At 46.1% G+C, this 23,799-nt stretch carries 23 protein-coding genes and 1 pseudogene; all 24 read left to right on the top strand.

Annotated elements, in window-relative coordinates; all coding sequences use genetic code 11:
• The first annotated feature begins 3 nt into the window (after positions 1-3).
• The 24 genes and pseudogenes from T456_RS0113680 (at position 4) to rimM (ending at position 23,788) form a co-directional block, all read left to right on the top strand.
• On the top strand, positions 4-660 hold the full coding sequence (locus T456_RS0113680; RefSeq protein ID WP_024866583.1) for a hypothetical protein: 657 nt from the start codon (positions 4-6) through the stop codon (positions 658-660).
• A 110-nt stretch (positions 661-770) separates the two neighbouring features.
• Positions 771-1,757 (top strand): glycosyltransferase family 2 protein, encoded by a 987-nt coding sequence (locus T456_RS0113675; RefSeq protein WP_024866582.1) that lies wholly within the window; start codon positions 771-773, stop codon positions 1,755-1,757.
• A gap of 30 nt (positions 1,758-1,787) precedes the next feature.
• Positions 1,788-2,603, top strand: coding sequence for an Mrp/NBP35 family ATP-binding protein (locus T456_RS0113670; RefSeq protein WP_024866581.1), 816 nt, complete (start codon positions 1,788-1,790; stop codon positions 2,601-2,603).
• 30 nt (positions 2,604-2,633) lie between these two features.
• Complete coding sequence (locus tag T456_RS0113665) at positions 2,634-4,001, top strand: AI-2E family transporter (protein WP_024866580.1); 1,368 nt, start codon at positions 2,634-2,636, stop codon at positions 3,999-4,001.
• 83 nt (positions 4,002-4,084) lie between these two features.
• Positions 4,085-5,119: a branched-chain amino acid aminotransferase gene (locus tag T456_RS0113660; protein ID WP_024866579.1), complete on the top strand. Its 1,035-nt coding sequence runs from the start codon at positions 4,085-4,087 to the stop codon at positions 5,117-5,119.
• 193 nt (positions 5,120-5,312) lie between these two features.
• Positions 5,313-6,173: an AraC family transcriptional regulator gene (locus T456_RS0113650; protein WP_024866577.1), complete on the top strand. Its 861-nt coding sequence runs from the start codon at positions 5,313-5,315 to the stop codon at positions 6,171-6,173.
• A gap of 172 nt (positions 6,174-6,345) precedes the next feature.
• Positions 6,346-7,149 (top strand): EFR1 family ferrodoxin, encoded by an 804-nt coding sequence (locus tag T456_RS0113645; RefSeq protein WP_024866576.1) that lies wholly within the window; start codon positions 6,346-6,348, stop codon positions 7,147-7,149.
• A 372-nt stretch (positions 7,150-7,521) separates the two neighbouring features.
• Entirely contained in the window at positions 7,522-8,316 is a 795-nt protein-coding gene (locus T456_RS0113640) for a hypothetical protein (protein WP_024866575.1), read from the top strand.
• Positions 8,317-9,178: 862 nt separating this feature from the next.
• Positions 9,179-9,361: a 50S ribosomal protein L32 gene (gene rpmF, locus T456_RS0113630; RefSeq protein ID WP_024866573.1), complete on the top strand. Its 183-nt coding sequence runs from the start codon at positions 9,179-9,181 to the stop codon at positions 9,359-9,361.
• Between the two features lie 123 nt (positions 9,362-9,484).
• Positions 9,485-10,486 (top strand): phosphate acyltransferase PlsX, encoded by a 1,002-nt coding sequence (gene plsX, locus T456_RS20275; RefSeq protein ID WP_035802190.1) that lies wholly within the window; start codon positions 9,485-9,487, stop codon positions 10,484-10,486.
• Positions 10,487-10,515: 29 nt separating this feature from the next.
• Positions 10,516-10,752, top strand: coding sequence for an acyl carrier protein (acpP, locus tag T456_RS0113620; protein WP_024866572.1), 237 nt, complete (start codon positions 10,516-10,518; stop codon positions 10,750-10,752).
• Between the two features lie 91 nt (positions 10,753-10,843).
• Entirely contained in the window at positions 10,844-11,539 is a 696-nt protein-coding gene (gene rnc / locus T456_RS0113615; protein WP_024866571.1) for a ribonuclease III, read from the top strand.
• Positions 11,539-15,096 (top strand): chromosome segregation protein SMC, encoded by a 3,558-nt coding sequence (gene smc, locus T456_RS0113610; RefSeq protein WP_024866570.1) that lies wholly within the window; start codon positions 11,539-11,541, stop codon positions 15,094-15,096. Before rnc ends, smc begins: the two co-directional genes overlap by 1 nt.
• Positions 15,096-16,091 (top strand): signal recognition particle-docking protein FtsY, encoded by a 996-nt coding sequence (gene ftsY / locus T456_RS0113605; protein WP_024866569.1) that lies wholly within the window; start codon positions 15,096-15,098, stop codon positions 16,089-16,091. The genes smc and ftsY overlap by 1 nt, the downstream gene beginning before the upstream one ends.
• Entirely contained in the window at positions 16,084-17,307 is a 1,224-nt protein-coding gene (gene ilvA, locus T456_RS0113600) for a threonine ammonia-lyase (RefSeq protein WP_035802187.1), read from the top strand. Before ftsY ends, ilvA begins: the two co-directional genes overlap by 8 nt.
• Before the next feature lie 2 nt (positions 17,308-17,309).
• Complete coding sequence (locus tag T456_RS0113595; RefSeq protein WP_024866567.1) at positions 17,310-18,188, top strand: YitT family protein; 879 nt, start codon at positions 17,310-17,312, stop codon at positions 18,186-18,188.
• A gap of 5 nt (positions 18,189-18,193) precedes the next feature.
• Entirely contained in the window at positions 18,194-19,279 is a 1,086-nt protein-coding gene (locus T456_RS21535) for a glycoside hydrolase family 25 protein (protein WP_024866566.1), read from the top strand.
• 1 nt (position 19,280) lies between these two features.
• Complete coding sequence (locus tag T456_RS0113585; protein WP_051465036.1) at positions 19,281-20,126, top strand: AraC family transcriptional regulator; 846 nt, start codon at positions 19,281-19,283, stop codon at positions 20,124-20,126.
• An 87-nt stretch (positions 20,127-20,213) separates the two neighbouring features.
• Complete coding sequence (ylxM, locus tag T456_RS0113580; protein WP_024866564.1) at positions 20,214-20,552, top strand: YlxM family DNA-binding protein; 339 nt, start codon at positions 20,214-20,216, stop codon at positions 20,550-20,552.
• Positions 20,552-21,916, top strand: a complete 1,365-nt coding sequence (ffh, locus tag T456_RS0113575) for a signal recognition particle protein (RefSeq protein ID WP_024866563.1) — start codon at positions 20,552-20,554, stop codon at positions 21,914-21,916. Before ylxM ends, ffh begins: the two co-directional genes overlap by 1 nt.
• 82 nt (positions 21,917-21,998) lie before the next feature.
• Positions 21,999-22,244, top strand: coding sequence for a 30S ribosomal protein S16 (rpsP, locus tag T456_RS0113570; RefSeq protein WP_024866562.1), 246 nt, complete (start codon positions 21,999-22,001; stop codon positions 22,242-22,244).
• A gap of 40 nt (positions 22,245-22,284) precedes the next feature.
• Entirely contained in the window at positions 22,285-22,512 is a 228-nt protein-coding gene (locus T456_RS0113565; RefSeq protein WP_024866561.1) for a KH domain-containing protein, read from the top strand.
• Positions 22,513-22,564: 52 nt separating this feature from the next.
• Positions 22,565-23,278 (top strand): annotated as a pseudogene (trmD, locus tag T456_RS24375) (tRNA (guanosine(37)-N1)-methyltransferase TrmD); the annotation flags it as partial.
• Positions 23,261-23,788: a ribosome maturation factor RimM gene (gene rimM, locus T456_RS24370; protein ID WP_442855982.1), complete on the top strand. Its 528-nt coding sequence runs from the start codon at positions 23,261-23,263 to the stop codon at positions 23,786-23,788. The pseudogene trmD and the gene rimM, both read left to right, overlap by 18 nt.
• The last annotated feature ends 11 nt before the right edge of the window (positions 23,789-23,799 follow it).

Raw genomic sequence — 23,799 nt, 5'->3', positions numbered from 1 at the left:
AACGTGGTAAAAAAACTAAAGATCAAGCTGTCAGAAAGCAAAGGCTTTTCTTTTGCCGAGCTTTTGTTTGCTGTTCTTATTCTGATGCTTTCGACTACCATAATAATCCAGTGCTTTAATCTCGGAGTTGGAAATGTGGTCAAAGAAACCAGGGCATCTGAAGCACAGCTTCTTTGCTCGGCTCTCACGTCATCTCTTCAGAATGAGCTCACCTATGCCAGAGATATTGAGATAAGCGGAAATTCGCTTGATACTTACTTTAGCAGCTCCAGAAGAATGGGAGCCAATAGTAAGATAATATTCCAGGATGGAGATACTACTGTAGCTAATGGCGGAGAGATCAAAATTCAGAGCGTTACTACTCAGGACGGTGCAACAACTACAACCGTCTATCCTCTTGTAGCAGGCTCAAATTACACCGCTGCAAATCGTGCAGGAAGCGGAGGAAGCGGATATTTCCTTAAGGCATATCTCGATGGAGGCGCGATTCAGTGGGATAACACAAACCAGGTATTTATTATAACCTTGTGGGTTGATGATGGCTCAAAACCGGCACTTTCTGCAACCGATGCACAAACAAAGGCTCTTGCATATTCGCAGTTTAGAGTAAAACCTCTGGCAGGAGTAAAGCCTGTAACCCCTCCGGTGACTCCTCCATAAATACAAAAACAATACTGATTTTACTTAGCGCCACAGCTTAGATGCTGTGGCGTTTCTTATTAAAATGTATTATCATAGTATAGATATGATTTGACTTGGAGGAGTACCTTATGGGTAGGTTATTCTGCGTTATCCCCTGTTACAACGAACAGGAGGTTCTGCCTGAAACATCCGCACGTATTCTCGCCAAATTTAAAGATTTGATCTCCCGGGGCAAGATATCCGAAGACAGCAGAGTTCTGTTTGTCAACGACGGTTCCAAAGACAGCACCTGGGATATTATCTGTCGCCTCCATGAAGAGAATCCTCTTTTTCAGGGGCTCAATCTTTCAAAGAATATGGGACATCAGAATGCTCTTTTGGCAGGGCTGATGACTGCTGCTGATCTGTGCGATGCGGCTATTTCCATGGACGCAGACCTTCAGGATGATATCAATGCCATCGAGGCCATGGTTGATAAGTTCAACAATGAAGACTGTGATGTGGTTTACGGAGTAAGATCCGCAAGAGCCAAAGACTCTTTTTTCAAAAGAGCTACTGCAGAAGGCTTCTACAAACTGATAAACAGACTTGGAGCCAATACCGTGTACAATCATGCGGACTACCGCCTTATGAGCAGGCGGGCACTTATGGCTTTATCGCAGTTCGGAGAGGTAAACCTGTTCCTTAGGGGAATAGTTCCAATGATCGGTTTTAAGAGCGATGTGGTCTATTATGAGAGAGCAGAGCGCTTTGCGGGAGAGAGCAAGTATCCTCTCGGGAAAATGATAAGCTTTGCGATTGAGGGAGTTACAAGCCTTTCAATCAAGCCTATTAAGATGATAACTTCCCTGGGCTTTTTCATCTTCTTTGTCAGTATCATAGTACTTATCTACAGTCTGGTCAGGCACTACACAGGCCATACAATTCCCGGCTGGACCACGACGGTTCTTTCGGTGTGGGCTATCGGCGGACTTATCATGATATCCCTTGGAATTATCGGGGAATATATAGGCAAGATATATCTGGAGACCAAATCAAGGCCCAGATTTATCATAGAGAGCTATGTAGGAGATGAGGAGGATGTAGAAAACTCCGGGTACTCCTGCAAGCGCTGATTATTATTTTTAGAAAGGTGATTTAAAATTATGGCAGACGGACACGGCAAGAAGCCGGAAGATTTCAAGAAACAGATGGAGGAGAACTTCAGGGTTGCTCCTTCGGAATATACACACGTTAAGAAGGTTATCGGTGTAGTTAGCGGAAAGGGCGGCGTAGGAAAGAGCCTTGTTACCGGCCTTTCAGCAGTTGCAATGAGCAGAAAGGGCAGAAGCGCAGCTATCATGGACGCTGATATCACAGGCCCTTCAATTCCCAAGATGTTTGGCATCGGCAAGTCAAACTTTGCTGATGAGACAGGTCTTTTACCTGCTGTTACAGTTGGCGGTATTAAGATCATGTCCCTCAACATGCTCATGGACAATGAGACAGACCCCGTAGTATGGAGAGGCCCTGTTATCGCAGGCATAGTTAAGCAGTTCTGGTCAGATGTAAACTGGGGCGATGTGGACTTTATGTTTGTGGATATGCCTCCCGGAACAGGAGATGTGCCTCTTACAGTATTCCAGTCCCTTCCTGTTGACGGCATCATTGTAGTTGCCACACCTCAGGAGCTGGTTGGAATGATAGTAGAAAAAGCCATCAACATGGCCAAGATGATGAATATCCCTGTACTTGGCGTGGTGGAGAACATGAGTTATTTGAAGTGCCCTCACTGCGGAGAGCCTGTTTATGTATTCGGTGAGAGCAGGATAGACAGCTATGCTGAGGGACTTGGACTTAGAGTTCTCGGCAAGATCCCCATGGATCCTGATTTTGCGGCAAAGTGCGATGCGGGAGAGGCAGAGGAGATTGAATTCGACTGCCTTGATACACTTACCGAAACCCTTGAGGGACTTTTATAATAACGACATTTTTCTGTTGAGGATAAAGCTATGAAGATTAAACCTGAGAAAAATCAGATAACATGGGGACTTACGGTATTTGTGGTAGGCGTGAGCCTTATGCTTGCCTATTACGTCATTTTTGACGGCAACTCCATTATCCAGGCCCTTAGCAAGATGATCGATTCCATCTCGGCAATCCTGATCGGAATTGTAATAGCATATATTCTCATACCGCTTCTGGACGGGCTGGAGCACAAACTCCTGATGCCTATCTATAAAAAACGGGGATATGATGTTTCTTTTGCCGAAAATGCAGACCGTGGCAAGAGAAAACAGATGCGGGGAATCGCAGTCCTTATTACGATGCTGATATTCATTCTGATACTGTACAGCCTCTTTGGAAGCATTATTCCTCAGCTGGTGGTCAGCCTAAGGGAGATTGTCAACAACTTCCCCAGATACATCAAGAATATTGATGAGTACTCCAACATGTTCCTGGCAAACAACCCAGAGCTTCAGGCGTTCATTGATTCACAGCTGGATTCCTATTATGAGACTTTGAGCGTATTTGTGACCAAGAACTTAAAGGATTACCTGCCCCAGGTCAGCAGCCTTGGAAACATTGTAAAGACGGCTTCCAGGAGCATCATGTCGGCGGTTGGAATACTGTTTGACCTGGTTGTAGGCTTCATTGTTGCCATTTACGTGCTCAATTCCAAGGAGAGATTTACCACAAGGGGCAAGAAACTTGCCTATGCGCTGTTCAAGGAAAACTTTGCCAATGAGCTGGTGGGCGGATTCAGATTTGTTCACAAGACCTTTGAGAGCTTCATCGGCGGCAAGCTCATTGATTCGCTTATTATCGGCGTTATCTGCTACGTAGGATGCCTTATTCTGAAGATCAATTATCCGGTACTGATCTCGGTTATCGTCGGTGTGACCAATATCATACCGTTCTTTGGACCGTACATCGGTGGCGGAGCGGGAGCTCTTTTGCTGGTATTGATCGACCCCATCAAGGCGCTGGTGTTCCTGATTTTCGTTATTGTGCTTCAGCAGTTCGACGGAAATATCCTGGGACCGAGGATCCTTGGCGGAAGTACCGGACTTTCAAGCTTTTGGGTTATCTTCGCAATTACCTTCTTCGGAGGGCTGTGGGGTATCGTTGGATGGCTTATCGGTGTGCCGATCTTTGCAGTCATTTACGCACTCTTTTCCCGTATTACCAATCATTTCCTGGCGGGGAAGGGGCTTAGCACCGAGACAGCAGATTATTACGATCTTGCATATCTTGAGAACGGTGAGAGAAAACTTCTTAGTGACAAGAGCAACACCAGATTCCATGCGGTAAAAGAGGAATCGACTATCCGCAGGATCTTCAGCTCGAAAAAAGATAAAGATAATAAGAAGAAATGAGTCTTGACGAAAAATGATAAAGTTTTATAATGAAACTTATTAGTGCTTTGACGTGTTAAAGTGCGGGAAGGGGAGCTGTTATTATGGCTAAGAAAAATTTAGACTGGGCAAACATTGGATTCGCTTATCATGTTGCCGACAAGAGATTCGTATCCAATTACAAGGACGGAAAATGGGATGACGGTGTGATCACTGAGGATGCAACCATTACACTCAGCGAGGATGCCGGAGTTCTTCATTATGCACAGGAATGCTTTGAGGGTCTTAAGGCTTATGAGACCGAGGATGGAAAGATCGTTACTTTCAGACCTGATCTCAATGCAAAGAGAATGGTTGATTCCGCAAAGAGACTTGAGATGCCTGCTTTCCCGGAAGACAGATTTATAAAGGCAGTAGAAGAGGTTGTTGCAGCCAATGCTGACTGGGTTCCTCCTTACGGCAGCGGCGCTACACTTTACATCAGACCTGTTATGTTCGCAACAGGCAACGTTATCGGAGTTAAGCCTGCGGACGAGTATCAGTTCAGAATTTTCGTAACTCCTGTAGGACCTTACTTCAAGGGCGGCGCTAAGCCCATCGTTGTTAAGATCAGTGATCTTGACAGGGCAGCACCTCACGGAACAGGTAACATCAAGGCTGGTCTTAACTACGCAATGAGTCTTCATGCAATTGTTACCGCTCATGAAGAGGGATTCGCCGAGAATGTATATCTTGATGCAGAGTCAAGAACCTACATTGAGGAGACTGGCGGAGCAAACATCATCTTCGTTACAAAGGACGGCGGACTGGTAGTTCCCAAGTCCCACACAGATTCAATTCTTCCTTCAATCACAAGAAGATCCATCGTATATGTTGCTAAGGAGATCCTTGGACTGAACGTTGAGGAGAGACCTGTTAAGCTTTCCGAGGTTCCTGAGTTTGTTGAGATGGGTCTTTGCGGAACAGCTGCTGTTATCAGCCCTGTTGGCAAGATCAATGATCACGGCAAGGAGATAGTCTTCAAGGATGGCTGTGAGGAGATGGGACCTGTTATCAAGAAGCTTTACGATACACTTACAGGAATCCAGATGGGTACTGTAGAGGCTCCTGAGGGATGGATCCACGAGATTAAGATGTGAGAATAATGGAAGAGCTGCGGGCGGTTGCTTGCAGCTCTTTTTTGTGTCTCTATTACAAATATTTCCACGTTAAAAGTATATCAAGGAAAAAACTTGCAAATACTGAAGCCGGAATGTACAATAAGGAGGTAACTGATGTAAGGGCTTACACTCTTGATAATTCGGCACATATTAAGCATATTCAGAGGTATCTATGAAAGAACTCAATTCCTGCAAGGCAGCCATGGCGGCTAGTATAGAGAACAAGTATTTCTCAGTTGCTCATCTCTATAAGGATGAGAAAGCTATGGAAATGCACATCCATGACTGCTATGAGGTTTATTTCTCTATTTCCGGCGGCAAGCAGTTCCTTATTGATAACAAGGTCTATGACATTATGCCGGGAGATCTTTTCCTTATAAATCAGTATGATTCACACTATCTTACACAGATAGACAGTGAGCTTCACGAGAGGATCGTCATCATGATAGATCCGGAGTATATGAAGAGCATATCCAGTGAAGAGACCAATCTTGATGCCTGCTTTTCTGACCGCGTTGAAGGATTTTCTCATAAGGTGAGCCTCACACAGGAGCAGCAGGGACGTTTTCTTTATTTCATCAATAAGATTGTGACCAGTAACGGTTTTGGCCATGATCTTCTTGAGAGAGCTACTTTTACTGAGCTTTTTGTTATGATAAACCAGATCATAGAGGATAGGGAGAACAACAAGGAGACAGAAAAGCCCTCTACCTACAATGAGCAGGTTGATGCCATTCTTTCATATCTAAATAACAATATTCAATATCCTGTAAGTATCGGTGATCTGTCTAAACGCTTCTATATAAGTGAGTCCTATATATGCAGGATTTTTAAATCAGCCACAGGTACGACTATCAACAAGTACCTGACTGCCCGCAGGATATCTATTGCCAAGTCGCTTCTTGCTGAGGGCATTGGGGTGAGCGAGGTCTGTGACCGCTGCGGATTCTCGGACTACAGCAACTTCCTTAAGGCCTTTACGAAGTCGGTGGGGATCTCGCCCAAGAAGTACTCGCAGTACTGTAATAAATGAAGCTGTTATGGGAGCTCTGTGCCATTTGAGTCTGATAAGGGCTGCCTTAAATTGCATCGCGGTGTGTCGTCGCGGGTTGCATCGCCCGTTGACCTCGCCGCTTTTTTTATTGCACCGTAGATTCCGGACAGTAGTATAATGGTATATATCACAGCACTGTAGGAGGTTTGCTATGCATAAAAACGTTATTTTCTGTTATTCCGGCACCGGCAACTGCCTGAATTTTGCCAAGAACGTCGCTGAGAACATTGGCGGAGCCGATATCATAATGATGAGAAAAAGACCTGAGATCACCGATGTGACAGAGGCGGAGAGAGTAGGTTTTGTATTTCCCTGCTTTGGCGGTGGAGCTCCCGAGGATGTACTTAAGTACGCCAAAGAGATAAAGGTTTCTCCTTCGGCATATACTTTCGGAATTAGCATGTCCGCTTCCTATGCGGGAATCGGTCTTTCTTCACTTAATGACATTATTCCTCTTAACTATTGGGCAACCGTAACTCACCAGTGCAGCTGCATCTGGCTTTTCCCTCACGACCTGATGATGCCCAAGCTCAACGTGGCTGACGCACAGGCAAGAAGTGAGAAGCTGGCATGGGAAGTTGCTGCCAGCATTAAGCTTAAGAGAAATAAGGACAAGAAGCCGCCCCGCAATCCTGTTAATGCCATTGAGAACAAGGCCTGGACGGGAATCGCAGCTAAAAAGGCAGCGCAGTTTAAGGTAAACAATGACTGTATCGCCTGCGGACAGTGCGTAAGACTGTGTCCACGTGAGAACATAGAGATCGTTGACGGGAAGGCCAAAATAGGAACCAACTGTATTCAGTGCCTTGGATGCCTTCAGTTCTGTCCTAAGAGCGCAATTTCTATCGGTGAGATCACTGATAAGCGTGAGCATTATCACAATCCCAAAGTTACAGTAGATGACCTTACACAGAGTATTATTCATGTGGAAGCTGCTTTTTCCAGTGGTACATGATTGATACACACTCGTATTAGCGGAAAGAATAATCCTTGATCTGCTTGTTAGTTATTTTATCTGCCATGGAATGCCTGTAAACCCTGCGCTAGGCGCACCGCTTCGCGGCTTTGGGGTTGACAGACATTCCGTGGCAGATTTTTTGTAGTTAAGCAGACCAAGGATTAGAAACGAATAGCCGGGGTATTCGTTCTATTTAGCAACAGAGCGGGAGTTTTGCTTTACGCTATCAGGAACGGAATTTTGCTTGACATCACTTGCATTTCAATTTATACTTCTCAGTTGTTCGGACATTCTTTTCTCGAACGTTCAATAAAAGTGCGTGCCGGTTCGCGGCATTCAAAGCGCATATTTTACACTTTGGAGAAATATATGTTAATAGAAGAATTGCTTAGAGAACGTGAGCGTTTAGCTACGTTACTTGTATCTGCCGAGCGTGATATAGAAAATGCTCCGGAAGGATCCCTTCGTATTTCGCATACTACAACGAAGCCGGAATTCTATCATCGAAAGGTCTCGGAGAAAAAACTCGGTATCTATATTCATAAGGATCAAATACAAACAGCAAAGGCACTTGCACAAAAGAACTATGCAGAAATAATTGAAAAGAGCATTTACACAAAACAAAAGCTGATCGAATCAGTAATAGACGAATACAAATCCGATCCGCTCAAAGCATCTTACAACAATCTAAACCCGGTAAGGCAGCAACTTGTAAAGCCATACATACTTGAGGACGCTGACTTTGCCAGCAGGTGGCTTTCAATTCCATATGAGCCAAACCCTAAATACCCGGAAGACAAAGGGCAAACTACATCAAAGGGAGAAAAAGTACGTTCTAAATCAGAAGTGATCATCGCAGATAATTTGAAGATGATGGGAATTCCATATAAATATGAAGCTCCGCTGAAACTGAAGGATGGTTCAATTGTTTACCCTGACTTTACCTGCCTCAATGTTAAGCGCCGGAAGATTGTGTACTGGGAACACTTCGGGAAAATGGGAAACCAGGAGTATCGCAACAATGATTTCTTCTGGAAGCTTAAGAATTATGGCCCTTCGGGAATTATTCAGGGCATGAACCTGATCATGACCTTTGAGGATGAGGAGAATAGTTTTGATTTTCTGACATACAAGAGTACTATTGAGGACTATTTGCTTAGGTAGTGGGGATTAAGGGATTAGGGGATGGATTAGGGGATTAGGGGATTGGGGTGACGTCCGACCCAGAAGGGAAACGTGGACATGTTAGTTGGAGAAAAATCATGACAGATTGAGGTAGCGTCCGACCCAGAAGGGAAACGTTGGCATGCTAGTCGGAGAAAAATCATGGCAGATTGAGGTGTCGTCCGACCCGGAAGGGATATGAGGGCATGCTAGTCGGAGTGAAGCCATTACAGATTGGGTTATCGTCCGACCCGGAAGGGATATGAGGGCATGCTGGTCGGAGAGAATCCATGACAGATTGGGTTATCGTCCGACCCAGAAGGGATATGAGGGCATGCTGGTCGGAGAGAACCCATGACAGGCTGGGCTATCGTCCGATTAGGAAGGGGAATGAGGGTATGTTAGTCGGAGAAAGATCATGAAAGGTTGGAATATCGTCCGACTAATACCGTGAAATGCTTGCGCTGGGTCGGAAGCAGGAAAAGAGACGCTCATGCTCGGGGAAAGAAACGCGCATGCTCGGGAAAAGAAACGCGCATGCCTGGGAAAAGAAACGCGCATGTCGGGAAAAGAAGCGCGCATGTCCGGGAAAAGAAACGCGCATACCCGGGAAAAGAGATACTCCATGCTAAAAAAGGCAACACTCCATGCCTGGGAAAAGAAACACGCGCATGCCTGGAAAAAAACTGGAAAACTCTCTGAAAAATTCCCCGGAAAACCCACCACCTCACCCCAATAAAAATAATAGTTGACAAAATGCGCCTCTGTTAGTACAATATCAAAGTATGCAAATGAAAAACGTAAATAATTGCCTGTAAATAAGGCAGTTTCTTATACGGATACGGTAAGGAGGTGTTACGTAATGTCAATCTGCCCTAAGAATAAATCATCAAAAGGCCACAGAGATCAGAGAAGAGCTAACTGGAAAATGACAGCTCCTACACTGGTTAAGTGCAGTCACTGCGGTGCTCTTATGCAGCCCCACATGGCTTGCAAGAAGTGCGGCTACTACAATAAGAAGAGCGTTGTTAAAGTTGAGGACTAATTTTAGCTAAAAGCGCGATATTTCAAGGAATTTAAGGCTTTCCGGATTCGTTCGGAAAGCCTTGATTTTTGTATTTTACTTTAGTATGATGTTTATCGTTAAGACTATTTTGGGAGGTGAAGAATGTCCGGGCTTGTTAGAGTTGCCGTAGATGCAATGGGCGGAGATAACGCACCCTTTGTCACCGTTAAGGGCGCTGTGGATTCGATCAAAGAGAGTGATTCTCTCAAGGTATTCCTTGTTGGTAAGAAGGATGTGGTTGAGAGTGAACTTTCCAAATATGATTACGATAAAGAGAAGATAGAAGTTGTGGATGCCACGGAAGTCATTGATATGGCTGAGCCTCCGGTAATGGCCATCCGTAAGAAGAAGGACTCTTCTATAGTAAAGGCTATGTATATGGTCAATCACGGTGAGGCCGATGCCTATGTTTCTGCAGGCAGTACAGGTGCCACACTGGTTGGCGGTCAGGTTATAGTAGGAAGGCTTAAGGGCGTAGACAGAGCACCTCTTGCTCCTCTTATTCCCACAGAGAAGGGCAATTCGCTTCTTATCGACTGCGGAGCCAATGTTGATGCAAGAGCCAGCCATCTTGTTCAGTTCGCCAAGATGGGTACCGTATATATGGAGAACATCATGGGAGTGAAGAACCCCACGGTGGGAATCGTCAATATCGGTGCCGAGGAAGAGAAGGGCAATGCTCTGGTCAAAGAGGCATTTCCTCTCCTCAAGAACTGTCCCGACATCAACTTTATCGGAAGTGTCGAGGCCAGGGATATTCCCGCAGGCGGAGCTGATATCATTGTATGTGAGGCTTTCACTGGAAATGTTATCCTCAAGATGTATGAGGGAGTAGCCAAGTCTTTGGTACACGTTATCAAGAAGGGACTTATGGCCAATCTTAAGACCAAGATCGGAGCTCTTCTTGTCAAGGATCAGCTTAAGAAGACCCTTGCAGGATACAGCCTTGATTCCTACGGCGGAGCACCTATGCTGGGACTTAAGGGCCTTGTTGTTAAGACCCACGGCAGTGCCAATGAGATAGAGGTCAAGAATTCTATTTTGCAATGTGTGACCTTTACAGAAATGAAAATTAGTGAGAAGATTAGCGAAAAGCTTTCTTGAATAAAAAAGATTTAGAACGGAGATATAATATGGAATTCGAAAAGATGAAAGAAGTTATAGCCAACGTACTTAATGTTGATCCTGAAGAGATCAAGCTTGAGACCACATTTACAGAGGACCTTGGTGCAGATTCACTGGATCTTTTCCAGATCATCATGGGACTTGAGGATGAGTTTGACGTACAGATCGATCCCGAGAAGACAGAGAACATCAAGACAGTCGGCGAGGCTGTTGAACTCCTTAAGGGCGCTATTTCAGGCAAATAATTTATCGACTTACTTTGAAATGATCTGAGGCAGTTCTTAAGGGGCTGCCTCATCTTTTTTATGTACACGCCCGCATGGTGTAAGGAGAACTATGATTACAGAAGAACAGATAAGTAAATTTGAACAGATTATAGGTTATACATTCAGGGACAAGGCGCTCATCACCCAGGCTTTTACCCACAGCTCTTTTGTCAATGAACAGAAGATCAACAAACGCCCTGATTACGAGAGACTTGAGTTCCTTGGAGATGCAGTACTGGAGATGATATCCAGCGCTTTCTTATACAGGTCTTTTCCCGACAAGAAAGAGGGAGAGATGTCCAAGATGAGGGCCAGCCTTGTGTGCGAGCCTGCGCTTGCCTATGATGCGGATGCTCTTGACCTTAGAAGCTATATTCAGCTTGGAAAGGGCGAGGAGGCCACCGGCGGAAGGAACAAGGAGTCCATCATAGCCGATGTTATGGAGGCTGTTATCGGAGCTCTTTATCTTGACGGGGGAATTCAGGAGTCTAAGCGGTTTATCGACACCTATGTGCTTTCAAATATAGATGCTGTGCAGATGTTTGTGGACAGCAAATCTCTTTTGCAGGAAATGGCCCAGGGAGAAAATTTGGGCGATATTAAGTATGAAATATGTGGCGAAAGTGGCCCCGAACATGATAAAATATTTGAGGTTCGCGTATTTGTAGGAGAAAAGAAATTGGGAGAGGGAGCAGGAAAGACCAAAAAGGCGGCTGAACAGAAGGCGGCCTATCAGGCGCTTGTTGCTCTGAAAGATCAGAAGTAATGTATTTAAAAAGCATTGAGATCCATGGCTTTAAGTCTTTTGCCAATAAGATAAAATTTGATTTTCACAACGGTATCACCGGAATTGTAGGACCTAACGGCTCGGGCAAGAGTAATGTTGCCGACGCCGTCAGGTGGGTTCTTGGTGAGCAACGTATCAAACAGTTGCGTGGAGGTTCCATGCAGGATGTCATTTTCTCGGGTACTGAGCTGCGTAAGCCCCTTGGCTACGCATTTGTGGCCATTACCCTTGATAATTCCGACCATTCACTTCAAATTGACTACGATGAAGTAACTGTCTCCAGGCGTCTTTACAGGTCCGGAGAGAGTGAATATATGATAAACGGCACTACCTGCAGGCTCAAGGATGTGAATGAGCTGTTTATGGACACAGGTATCGGTAAAGAGGGCTATTCCATTATCGGACAGGGCCAGATCGACCAGATCCTTTCAAGTAAGCCCGAGGACAGACGTAACCTCTTTGACGAGGCCGCAGGTATCGTTAAGTTTAAATCCAGGAAAGATACTGCTATCAAGAAGCTGGAGGAGGAGAAGATAAACCTCACCAGACTTTCTGATATCCTGTCAGAGCTTGAGAAGCAGATAGGACCTTTGGAGAAACAGTCCGAGGTTGCCAAGGAATATCTGAAGCACAAAGAACGCCTTAAGACCCTTGATGTGAACATGTTCCTTATTGAGAACAAACTCCAGAAGGAACAGCTGGAGGCGGCTTCCGAGAATCTTGAGATCGCATCAAGAGCTTTGGAGGAGGCAAGAGCCAATTATGAGCTTACCAAGGATGAATACGAGAATATCCAGAAGCAAATAGAGATTCTTGATCAGGAAATCGATGATGCAATGGCCATGATCACTGACTCATCCGTCAAGAAGGAGAAACTTGAGGGCCAGATCGGAATCCTGAACGAGAAGATCAAATCCGCTTCTGAGAATGACGCTCACTTCACAAAGCGTGAGCAGGATGAAAAAGAGAAGCTGTCTTCCAGGAAGGTTGAGAGGGACAATTATCTCACCGAGCAGGAAGAGATAGATGAAGAGGCTTCAGAACTTTCCTCCGAGAGAGAAGAGGCTAGAAAAGAGCTCAATTCAATCCTTACAAAGATTGAGAATATCAATAATGAGATTGAGGAGTGCAAGAGCACCATCATCGAGACCCTGAATACCAGGGCTACCATAAAGTCCAAACTCAGTTCCCTGGATACCATGAAGGAACAGGTTAACATCAGAAAGGCAGAACTTACCGGCAAGCTGGTAAAGGCCCGCTCCGATGAGTCCAGGCAGGAGGAGACCTTAAAGAAACTCAGGGATGAGTTCGACAGGATCACTGCCGAGATCTCCGAGATGAACAAGAAGATGAAGGACACCGAGGCTGAGGTTGTCTCTATCCGTGAAGGTATGGGCCGCAAGGATACAGAGCTTCGCAAGAGCCAGGAACTTTATCAGCAGGAGAAGTCAAGGCTTGAAGCTTTGGCCAACCTTACCGAGCGCTACGAGGGATATGGCGGCAGCGTCAAGAAGGTAATGGAGCGCAAGGATGACACCAAGGGCATCATCGGTGTTGTTGCAGACATTATCAAGGCTCCCCATAAGTACGAGACAGCCATCGAGGTGGCTCTTGGCGGTAACATTCAGAACATCGTTACCGACAACGAAGAGACTGCCAAGAAGATGATCGCATACCTCAAGCAGACCAAGGCAGGAAGAGCAACTTTCCTTCCCCTTACGTCTCTTGATAATCCGCCTGAACTCAAGGCAAAAGAGGCATTGAATGAGCCTGGCGTTCTTGGTATGGCAGACGAGCTGGTTGAGACAGAACCAAAGTACAGGCCTGTAGCCAAGGCTATGCTTGGCAGGATCGTTGCCGTAGATAACGTTGATAACGCGGTTAAGATCGCTAAGAAATATAACTATACCATCAGAATGGTAACCCTCGAGGGAGAACTTCTTGTTCCCGGCGGTGCCATCAGCGGTGGTGCTTTCAAGAACAATTCCAACCTCCTTGGAAGACGTCGTGAGATGGAAGAACTTGAGAGCAATGTTAAGAAATACAAAGAGACAATAGATACTCTCCAGGAAGAGATAAAGCAGGACAAGGAGAAGAGGAATGAACTTCGTGCCCTTGCCGAGGAGCTCAGGACCGAACTCCAGGGCAAGTTCATTGCCCAGAATACTGCCAGGATCAATGTTGAGAATGAGCAGCAGAGGCAGGACGAGCAGAAGGGCAGCTACTCAGACCTTAAGGCTGAGAACGACGAGATCGAGACAAGGCTTGCCGAGATAGCTTCCGAGAGGGAGGAAGCTCTTTTGTCCCTTGAAGAATCTGAGAATCTTGAGAAGAGCTGCACGGAGAAGGTTGAGAAATACCAGGCAGAACTGGACGGCCTTCACGAGCTTGAAGAGAAAGAGAACGAGAGCGTAGCCAAGTGGGATATCCAGTACGAGAAAATGGTACAGAAACAGGAGTTCCACAGGCAGAACTTAACCCGTGTTGATGCGGAGATTGCGGCTGAGGAGAAGGCGCTTAAGGAAATCCTTGATTCCAAGGAAACCAACGCCAAAGCTCTTGCCCAGTATCAGCACGATATTGAAGAGATCAGGCTCACCATCGAGGCATCGGTGGATGTACAGTCCGACGCTTCCAAGGCTCTTGAAGAGAAGAAACAGCAGAAGAACAACCTGACAGTTTCCCAGAAGGAGTTCTTTGGCAGGACCGAGGAACTGAACAAGCAGATGAACGACCTGGACAAGGAAGTAATACGTCTATCAAGCAGACGTGAGAAGTGCCAGGAAGCCATCGAGGGCCAGATCAACTACATGTGGAACGAATACGAGATCACTCTCACAGATGCCGCAGAGCTTCGTGATGAGGAGATGACGGATGTTCCTTCCATGAGAAAAGAGACATCTCAGCTCAAGGATGCCATCAGAAAACTGGGAGACGTAAATGTAAACGCCATCGAGGACTACAAGAACCTGATGGAGAGATATACATTCATGAAGACCCAGCATGATGACCTGGTTGAGGCTGAGCAGCAGCTCAAGGAGATCATCAAGGATCTTGACGAATCCATGAGAAACCAGTTCATGGAGCAGTTCAAGCTTATAAATACAGAGTTTGATAAGGTATTCAAGGAGATGTTCGGCGGCGGTAAGGGAACCCTGGAGCTTGCCGAGGGCGAGGATATTCTGGAATCCGGAATCATCATCAACGCTCAGCCTCCGGGAAAGAAACTTGTCAACATGATGCAGATGTCCGGCGGAGAGAAGGCTCTTACAGCCATAGCTCTTTTGTTTGCAATCCAGAACTTAAAGCCCTCACCATTCTGTCTTCTGGACGAGATCGAGGCGGCCCTGGACGAGAACAACGTTGTGAGATTCGCAAGATATCTTCACAAACTCAAGAACACACAGTTTATTGTTATCACACACCGCCGAGGAACCATGGAAAGTGCCGACAGACTGTACGGTATCACCATGCAGGAGAAGGGTGTTTCAACACTGGTAAGCGTTAACCTGATTGATAAGGAGCTGACTAACTGATGGCAAATGGCTTTTTTGCAAAACTGTCTCAGGGACTTTCAAAGACCAGAGACAATATTGTCAAGGGAATCGATAACGTATTCAGAGGCTATTCAAGCATTGATGATGATTTTTACGAGGAGCTTGAAGAGACACTGATCATGGGCGACATCGGCGTTAATGCCACAAGCCGCATCATGGATCAGCTGCGGGAGCAGGTAAAGGCACAAAGGATTCATGACCCTGCCCAGTGCAAGCAGCTGCTTCTTGATAATATCCGGGAGCAGATGAAGACCGATGAGCACGCCTACGATTTTGAGGAGCAGAAGACTGTTATCTTCGTGATCGGTGTAAACGGCGTTGGTAAGACCACGTCTGTCGGCAAGCTTGCAGCTATTTTCAAGAACCGGGGCAAAAAAGTCATCATTGCAGCCGCGGATACCTACAGAGCAGCAGCTACTGAGCAGCTCAAAGAGTGGGCTGACAGAGCGGAGTGTCCTCTTATAGCAGGAAGAGAAGGAGCAGATCCCGCCAGCGTCATCTACGATGCCGTTGGTGCCTTCAAGGCAAGGGACTGCGATATTCTCATCGTTGATACTGCGGGAAGACTTCACAATAAGAAGAATCTGATGGAAGAGCTGGCCAAGATGAACAGGATAATCGACAAGGAATTGTCCGGCATCTGCAGGGAGAACTTCATTGTTCTTGACGGAACCACAGGCCAGAATGCCATAAATCAGGCCAGGGAGTTCGGTGAGGCAGCTAATCTCACCGGCATAGTTCTGACCAAACTTGATGGAACAGCCAAGGGAGGCATTGCGGTAGCAATCGTTTCCGAGCTCAATATTCCTGTTAAATACATAGGAGTTGGCGAGGGAATAGACGACCTTGAGCGTTTCAATTCGGATGAGTTTGTAGATGCTCTATTTGACAGAGAGCTTGAAAGGGACGAAGAGCCCGAAGAATCAGAAGTTTCAGAAGAATCTATGGAAGAAGAGGACAATAACAATGGCTGATGAGAAGATGACCCTTGAGAAATTTGAGGAGGCTTACGAGGACGTTAAGAAGGTAACCCTTGATACCAAGCTGATCTACAGTGATTACTGGAGCCAGCAGACCGGCAACAAGGTATACTTAAAGCCCGAGAACCTTCAGAGAACCGGTGCTTACAAGGTAAGAGGTGCTTACTACAAGATCACCACCCTTACCGATGAGGAGCGCAAGAAAGGACTCATCACCGCATCAGCGGGTAACCACGCTCAGGGCGTTGCCTATGCTGCCCAGCAGTACGGAGTGAAGGCTACAATCTGTATGCCCACTTCAACACCTCTTTTGAAAGTAAACAGGACCAAGGCCATGGGAGCCGAAGTGGTCCTTTACGGAAATGTATATGACGAAGCCTACGGAAAGGCTCAGGAACTGGCCGAGGAGAATGGCTACACCATGGTTCATCCCTTCGATGACCTGGATGTTGCAACAGGACAGGGCACAATTGCCATGGAGATCATCAAGGAGCTTCCTACGGTAGACATTATCCTTGTTCCCATCGGTGGAGGCGGACTTGCTACAGGCGTATCAACACTGGCTAAGCTCCTTAATCCCAAGATCAAGGTAATAGGCGTTGAGCCTGCCGGTGCTAACTGCATGCAGGAATCCTTCAAGGCAGGTCATGTTGTTACCCTTCCTTCAGTAAATACCATTGCTGACGGTACAGCTGTTAAGACACCGGGAGAGCATATCTTCCCCTATCTTCAGAAGAATCTTGACGACATCATCACAGTTCCCGATGAGGATCTTGTTGTTTCCTTCCTCGATATGGTTGAGAACCACAAGATGGTTGTTGAGAATTCCGGACTTCTGTCTGTAGCTGCCCTTAAGCAGCTTGACTGCAAAGACAAGAAGATTGCCTGCGTACTTTCCGGTGGAAACATGGATATCATCACTATGTCCTCCGTTGTTCAGCAGGGTCTCATCATGAGAGACAGGATATTTACCGTGTCGGTTCTTTTGCCCGACAAGCCCGGAGAGCTTTCAAGAGTATCAGGCATCATTGCCGAGGTTAAAGGTAATGTTATCAAGCTTGAGCACAACCAGTTTGTATCAATTAACAGAAATGCCGCAGTGGAGCTTCGTATCACTCTCGAGGCCTTCGGCACAGAGCACAAAGAGCAGATCATGAATGCTCTTAATGAAAACGGCTATAAGCCAAGAATAGTAAGGACAAATATTTAAATATGAATTCAAAAAAGATTTCTCCCAAGAAGAGAGTACAAGAGTACCTGATCATAACCTTTGCGGCGCTGATCTACGGCGTTGGCACCAGCCTTCTGGTGGATCCCAATAACCTGGCTCCCGGAGGCATGACAGGTCTTGCCATTGTACTGAACAGACTTGTGGGAATCGGAACCGGTATGTGGTTTTTGCTTCTAAATATCCCGATACTTATCATAGCCATCTGGAAATTCGGAATAAGATTTACCATTTCAACGATCTACGCCACAGCTATGATCTCGGTATTTACCGATCTTTGCACCAAGTTCTTCGGACAGTATGTTATTCATGACATGATTCTGGCAGTGACCTTCGGATCGGCCATGACTGCCGTGGCAATTGGACTTATCTTTAAATGTCATGCCACCAGCGGCGGTACAGATGTTATAATTAAGTTACTGAGACTGCGTTATCCTCACCTCAAGGTGGGTGTTCTCTATATCCTTACGGATATGGTGGTGCTGTGCATTGCCGCTGTCGTTTTCCATGATCTTGCGGCAGCGCTGTATTCCTTCCTGGCTGTAATGGTTGTGAGTGCGGTTGTTGACTACGTACTTTATGGTAAGGACGGAGCAAAGCTCATCTATATCATATCTGACAGACCGGATATCATCACAGCAAGGCTTCTTGATGAACTGGATATCGGAGCAACCCACGTATTTGGCCAGGGCGCATACAGCGGAGAGAAGAAGAAGGTCATCATGTGTGCGGTTAAAAAGAGACTTTCTCCCATGGCAGAGGACATTGTAAGGGAAGAGGATCCCAATGCATTTATGATCATTTCCAGCGCCAGCGAGATCTTCGGCGAGGGATACAAGAGCTATTTCGACGAGAGAATGTAAATATTATGAGTAATAACGGGGATTACAGACAGCGCAGGGGTGTGCGAAATACACAAAATATCATATCCATAATATTCTTAAGCCTGGTTGCACTTATGGCTCTTTCCTTCAGCGTGGTACTTCTTATCAGGAACGCTACGCTTCAAAGGCAGGAGGATGCTGTAAGGAGCGAACTTGAGGCTATCAACTCGGAAGGCTACTATACCTCCTATGAGGCACAGAAGCTTGTGGAAGAGGCCTCCAAGGAAGCGGAGGAGAAGACCAGAAATTCCATCAGACAGATGATCCAGGAGAAGCTTGAAAACGGCGAGGGAACCACCTCAGCCATCAGATCTCTTTTCCCGGACCAGATAGTTGTGGCCAATCAGGGCAGATATTATTTCTTCCCCATTACGGATGCCATCGAGCACCACGGCTTTGCAGCTGAGGACTTTGACTACGGCGATGACGGGTATCTGACCTACGTCGGCGATGATTCTACAGTGGAGTCCAAGATCGGTGTGGACGTTTCCAGATTCCAGGGAGAGATTGACTGGAAGCAGGTTGCGGATGCCGGTATTGATTTTGCCATGGTAAGAGCGGGATTCCGCGGCACTACCGAGGGCAAGCTCCTTCAGGACGACTACTTTACCGATAATGTAGAAGGCGCTACAGAGAACGGCATTGATGTGGGAGTTTACTTCTATTCCCAGGCCATCAACGAAGATGAGGCCAGGGAAGAGGTTCAGATGATCCTTGATCTTATTGAACCCTACAAGATCACTTACCCTGTAGTCATCGACGTGGAATACGCCGAGTCGGACAAGGCAAGAACAGCAAATCTAACCACCGACGAGTACGAGGCTGTGGTAAAGGTATTCTGTGAAGCAGTGAAAAAAGCCGGCTACACCCCCATGATCTACGGCAACGTAACTTCCTACACACTTCTTATGGACGCTGCGGACGTGGATGATTACGACATATGGGTTGCTTACTACGGACTTCCTTTGTACTATCCTTATCACTTTGATATCTGGCAGTACAGCAAGAGCGGAAGAGTTGACGGAATTGACGGAGATGTGGACCTTAATATCTGCATAACGGACTATTGATATGAGCAATTTGGAAGATTATGAACAGAAGGGCTATCTGGATGAGGATTTTCACTTCTTTCACATAAGAAGCGGGGAAAGTCTGGATGTTCCGTTTCACTACCATGATTTTCATAAACTGATCCTTATTCTCAGCGGAGACGTTAAATACTATATCGAAGGGCTTGAGTACCAGCTTATGCCCTTCGATTTTGTGCTTGTTAACAGGTTTTTTATCCATAAGCCGGAGAGCGGAAAAAGCCGGGGCAAAGGAGACTACGACAGGGTCATCCTTTACCTCAAGAACGAGTTCCTTGAGAAGTACGGCCTTCTTGATGCCTTTGAAAAAGCAAGGCAGCTTAAGAGCTATGTGGTAAGATTTCCCGGCAATGTCAGCGCCTCCATATATGAGCTTTTAGAGATCCTGGAAAAAGACCTGGCGAAAAAAGACAGCGAATACGCAGGAGAGCTGACTGTAAGACTTGATGTGCTCAGGGCTCTTATAGAGTTTAATAAAGCCTGTGTCAGTGAGGACATGGGATTTAAACCGGAAGCCAGATACAACAGGAAGGTTATAGAGCTTATAGAGTACATCACCGAAAACCTCACCGGTGACCTTTCCATTGATTCCCTGGCGGATCACTTCTTTATGAGCAAGTATCATATGATGAGGATATTCAAGTCGGAGACCGGCTATTCCATACATCAGTATATTACCGAGAAGAGGGTTATCCTGGCAAGAAACCTTATAATGTCGGGAACGGCAGCCACTGCGGCCTGCCTTGACTGCGGTTTTAAGGACTATTCATCCTTCAGCAGGGCATTTAAGAACCAGCTGGGGATTTTGCCCTCGGATATAAGAGTTTAAGCAGACTTTTAAGTGTCAAGAAAAAATACTTGACACTTATATTTTTTTAGTCTATTATAGCCATTGTGCATTAAAAGGTGAGGTACTATGGAGAAGATCGTAGAACAGGGTTTGTTATATGACTTTTACGGTGAGCTTCTTACAGATCATCAGAGACAGATCTATGAAGCTGCTGTTTATAATGATATGTCCCTTACTGAGATTGCAGAGGAACATGGCATCAGTAAGCAGGGTGTCCATGATCTTATAAAGAGATGCACCAACACCCTTTGGGGCTATGAGAACAAGCTTCATATGATACGAAGATTTGAAGCTATCAAGAATAACGCAGATCAGCTCCTTAAGGTTTCCGAAAACGGGAACAGCGATGATCTTGCGACAGATGTTCGTGAAATAGCCTTGAAGATAATAGAGGAGCTTGGTTAATGGCTTTTGAAAGTCTTACAGATAAACTGCAAAATGTATTTAAAGGTCTTCGCAGCAAAGGTCTTCTTACAGAAGAGGATGTAAAGACTGCCCTCAAGGAAGTCAAGATGGCTCTTCTTGAAGCGGACGTAAGTTTTAAGGTTGTGAAGCAGTTCGTAAACTCCGTACAGGAGAGAGCTGTTGGTGAGGATGTCTTAAAGGGACTCAATCCCGGACAGATGGTCATCAAGATAGTTAATGAAGAGATGACCGCCCTTATGGGCTCCGATACCACGGAGATCAAGTTCCAGCCCATTAATGAGATCACAGTCATCATGATGTGCGGTCTTCAGGGTGCAGGTAAGACAACCACAGCAGCCAAGATTGCCGGCAAGATCAAGATGAAGGGCAGAAAGCCCATGCTGGTAGCCGGTGATATATACAGACCTGCCGCTGTTGACCAGCTGCAGATCAATGCGCAGAAGCAGGGCGTGGATTTCTTTTCCCTGGGAACTGATGTAAGTCCTGTTGAGATCGCAAAGGCCTCCCTTGAGGAAGCCAAAAAGAAAGGCAACAACGTAGTTATCATAGATACAGCCGGTCGTTTGCAGATCGATGAAGCCATGATGAACGAGCTTATCGATATCAAGAAGGCAGTTACGGTACACCAGACACTTCTGGTTGTCGACGCCATGACTGGTCAGGAAGCGGTTAATGTAGCTTCCGAGTTCAATGAGAAGGTCGGCATCGACGGTATCATCCTCTCCAAGATGGATGGTGATTCAAGAGGCGGTGCAGCGCTTTCCACAAAGGCTGTTACAGGCAAGCCTATCCTCTACGTAGGTATGGGTGAGAAGCTCTCAGATCTCGAGCAGTTCTATCCCGACAGAATGGCAAGCCGTATCCTTGGTATGGGCGATGTCTTAAGTCTTATCGACAAGGCAGTTGAAGCCAATGCCGAGATGGACGCCGAGAAAGAAAAAGAGATGGCCCAGAAGATGAAGAAGGGCAAGCTCGATTTCGAAATGTACCTTGAGAGTATGAAACAGATGAGAAACATGGGCGGCCTTGGTGCCATCATGGGAATGCTTCCCGGTATGGGAGCCAAGATCAGTGATGATCAGCTTCCTGATGAGAAGCAGCTGGCAAGACTTGAAGCCATCGTGCTTTCCATGACTCCCGAGGAGCGCAAGAACCCCAAGCTCATGTCTCCCCAGAGGAAGTTCAGGATTGCCAAGGGCTCAGGCAATGACATTGCAGCCGTAAACCGTTTCATCAAGCAGTTTGACCAGGCCCAGAAGATGATGAAGCAGATGCCCGGACTCATGGGCAAACGAGGCGGCTTTGGTAAATTCGGCGGCTTCGGCGGCAACAAGTTTTTCTAAATCAGATATGTCTCCAGCAAATGCTGTTAGATACATATAAAACAATCAATCTATCTTATAATTAAAAATGGAGGAAATTAAAATGGCAGTAAAGATCAGATTAAAGAGAATTGGTAAGAAGAAGGTTCCTTTCTACAGAATCATCGTTTCTGATTCAAAGTTCCCTGTACAGGGTAAGTTCATCGAGGAGATCGGAACATACGATCCCAACACAGATCCCAGCACAGTAAAGGTTAACGAGGAGCTTGCAAAGAAGTGGCTTTCAAACGGTGCTCAGCCTACAGAGTCAGTTGCTAAGCTGTTCAGACAGGCCGGCATTCAGAAATAATTTTCTGTGATTTCAATATAATAATGCCGGAGGTAAAGCAATGAAAGAATTGGTTGAAGTTATCGCAAAGGCGCTTGTCGATAATCCGGATGAAGTTGTTGTTACCGAGAAGAAAGACGGACGCAATATAATGATTGAGCTTCATGTAGCACCTTCAGACATGGGCAAAGTAATTGGAAAACAGGGCCGCATTGCTAAGGCAATCCGTGCCGTTGTTAAGGCAGCATCAACCAGAGATGACCTCAAGGTGGATGTAGAGATAATCTAAACTTATATGCCGTCTCAAAGGTTCTTTGGGGCGGCATTATTACACGAAAACTATGAGATTTCATATTATGACTCTTTTCCCTGAGATGGTGGAACAGGGGCTTGATACAAGCATTCTGGGCAGAGCCAGGGACAAAGGCCTTATAGATTTTGAGGCTGTAAACATCAGGGATTTTTCAAACGACATTAAGCACCGCAAGGTGGATGATTATACATACGGGGGCGGGGCAGGCATGCTGATGCAGGCTCAGCCTATTTATGACTGTTACCTTTCCATAAAGGACCGGATAGGTGATGGCTCTTTTGACAAGGACAGGAAACTAAGGGTTGTCTATGTGACCCCTCAGGGAGCTGTCTTTAACCAGAAGATGGCTGCGGACATGGCTGCGGAAGAGGACCTGGTGTTTTTGTGCGGACACTATGAGGGCGTCGACGAGCGTGTTCTTCAGGAAATAGTTACGGATTATGTCTCAATAGGGGACTATGTCCTTACAGGAGGCGAGCTTCCGGCGATGGTGATGATAGATGCCATTTCAAGGCTGGTTCCGGGAGTTCTGAATAATGATGAGTCCGCCCAGACCGAGAGCTTTTCGGGGAATCTTCTTGAATACCCGCAGTATTCAAGGCCTGAGGAGTGGATGGGTATGAAAGTTCCGGCAATCCTTTTGTCGGGTGATCACAAAAAGGTTGATGAGTGGAGGCACAAACAGTGTGTGCTTCGTACAAAAGAGAGGAGACCTGATCTATACATGGAATATATGAAAACAGAGAGATTTCAGGTAGGCGTTATAGCATCAACTCACGGACTTCAGGGAGAGGTAAATGTTTTCCCCACAACTGAAGATCCAGCAAGATTTAAGAAACTTAAGAAGGTAAGGCTTCACACCCAGAGAGGCGAGGAGATTGACCTTGATATTGCGAGTGCAAGATTTTTCAAGAAATTTGTCATTGTTAAGTTCAAGCAGTTCGACAACATCAACGATGTTGAGAAGTTCAAGGGGTGCGAGCTTACCATCGACAGAAAAGACGCCATCAAGCTTGCGCCCGGGGAGTATTACTGCGCGGATCTTATCGGCATGACCATCGTGGATGAAGAGGAAAAAGAGCTGGGAACTCTTACGGAGATCCTTCAGACAGGCGCAAACGATGTCTATGAGATGACTCTCAAGGACTCGGAGGAGAAAGTTTACATACCTGCGATAAAGGAGTGCATCAAGCAGATAGATGTGGAGAATCGCAGGATTATAATTCATGTAATGGAAGGGTTGCTTAATTAATATAATTTTAA

It is taken from the genome of Butyrivibrio sp. FCS014, assembly GCF_000526935.1.
Taxonomy (GTDB): Bacteria; Bacillota; Clostridia; order Lachnospirales; family Lachnospiraceae; genus Butyrivibrio.
This window is presented reverse-complemented; position numbering and strand designations above follow the sequence as displayed.

What these genes read in the sequence shown, in the direction of transcription:
- T456_RS0113675 (WP_024866582.1), top strand. Translation starts at nt 771, where the DNA reads ATGGGTAGGTTATTCTGCGTTATCCCCTGTTACAACGAACAGGAGGTT.
- T456_RS0113670 (WP_024866581.1), top strand. Translation starts at nt 1,788, where the DNA reads ATGGCAGACGGACACGGCAAGAAGCCGGAAGATTTCAAGAAACAGATG.
- T456_RS0113665 (WP_024866580.1), top strand. Translation starts at nt 2,634, where the DNA reads ATGAAGATTAAACCTGAGAAAAATCAGATAACATGGGGACTTACGGTA.
- T456_RS0113660 (WP_024866579.1), top strand. Translation starts at nt 4,085, where the DNA reads ATGGCTAAGAAAAATTTAGACTGGGCAAACATTGGATTCGCTTATCAT.
- T456_RS0113650 (WP_024866577.1), top strand. Translation starts at nt 5,313, where the DNA reads ATGAAAGAACTCAATTCCTGCAAGGCAGCCATGGCGGCTAGTATAGAG.
- T456_RS0113645 (WP_024866576.1), top strand. Translation starts at nt 6,346, where the DNA reads ATGCATAAAAACGTTATTTTCTGTTATTCCGGCACCGGCAACTGCCTG.
- T456_RS0113640 (WP_024866575.1), top strand. Translation starts at nt 7,522, where the DNA reads ATGTTAATAGAAGAATTGCTTAGAGAACGTGAGCGTTTAGCTACGTTA.
- rpmF (WP_024866573.1), top strand. Translation starts at nt 9,179, where the DNA reads ATGTCAATCTGCCCTAAGAATAAATCATCAAAAGGCCACAGAGATCAG.
- plsX (WP_035802190.1), top strand. Translation starts at nt 9,485, where the DNA reads ATGTCCGGGCTTGTTAGAGTTGCCGTAGATGCAATGGGCGGAGATAAC.
- acpP (WP_024866572.1), top strand. Translation starts at nt 10,516, where the DNA reads ATGGAATTCGAAAAGATGAAAGAAGTTATAGCCAACGTACTTAATGTT.
- rnc (WP_024866571.1), top strand. Translation starts at nt 10,844, where the DNA reads ATGATTACAGAAGAACAGATAAGTAAATTTGAACAGATTATAGGTTAT.
- smc (WP_024866570.1), top strand. Translation starts at nt 11,539, where the DNA reads ATGTATTTAAAAAGCATTGAGATCCATGGCTTTAAGTCTTTTGCCAAT.
- ftsY (WP_024866569.1), top strand. Translation starts at nt 15,096, where the DNA reads ATGGCAAATGGCTTTTTTGCAAAACTGTCTCAGGGACTTTCAAAGACC.
- ilvA (WP_035802187.1), top strand. Translation starts at nt 16,084, where the DNA reads ATGGCTGATGAGAAGATGACCCTTGAGAAATTTGAGGAGGCTTACGAG.
- T456_RS0113595 (WP_024866567.1), top strand. Translation starts at nt 17,310, where the DNA reads ATGAATTCAAAAAAGATTTCTCCCAAGAAGAGAGTACAAGAGTACCTG.
- T456_RS21535 (WP_024866566.1), top strand. Translation starts at nt 18,194, where the DNA reads ATGAGTAATAACGGGGATTACAGACAGCGCAGGGGTGTGCGAAATACA.
- T456_RS0113585 (WP_051465036.1), top strand. Translation starts at nt 19,281, where the DNA reads ATGAGCAATTTGGAAGATTATGAACAGAAGGGCTATCTGGATGAGGAT.
- ylxM (WP_024866564.1), top strand. Translation starts at nt 20,214, where the DNA reads ATGGAGAAGATCGTAGAACAGGGTTTGTTATATGACTTTTACGGTGAG.
- ffh (WP_024866563.1), top strand. Translation starts at nt 20,552, where the DNA reads ATGGCTTTTGAAAGTCTTACAGATAAACTGCAAAATGTATTTAAAGGT.
- rpsP (WP_024866562.1), top strand. Translation starts at nt 21,999, where the DNA reads ATGGCAGTAAAGATCAGATTAAAGAGAATTGGTAAGAAGAAGGTTCCT.
- T456_RS0113565 (WP_024866561.1), top strand. Translation starts at nt 22,285, where the DNA reads ATGAAAGAATTGGTTGAAGTTATCGCAAAGGCGCTTGTCGATAATCCG.
- rimM (WP_442855982.1), top strand. Translation starts at nt 23,261, where the DNA reads ATGGAATATATGAAAACAGAGAGATTTCAGGTAGGCGTTATAGCATCA.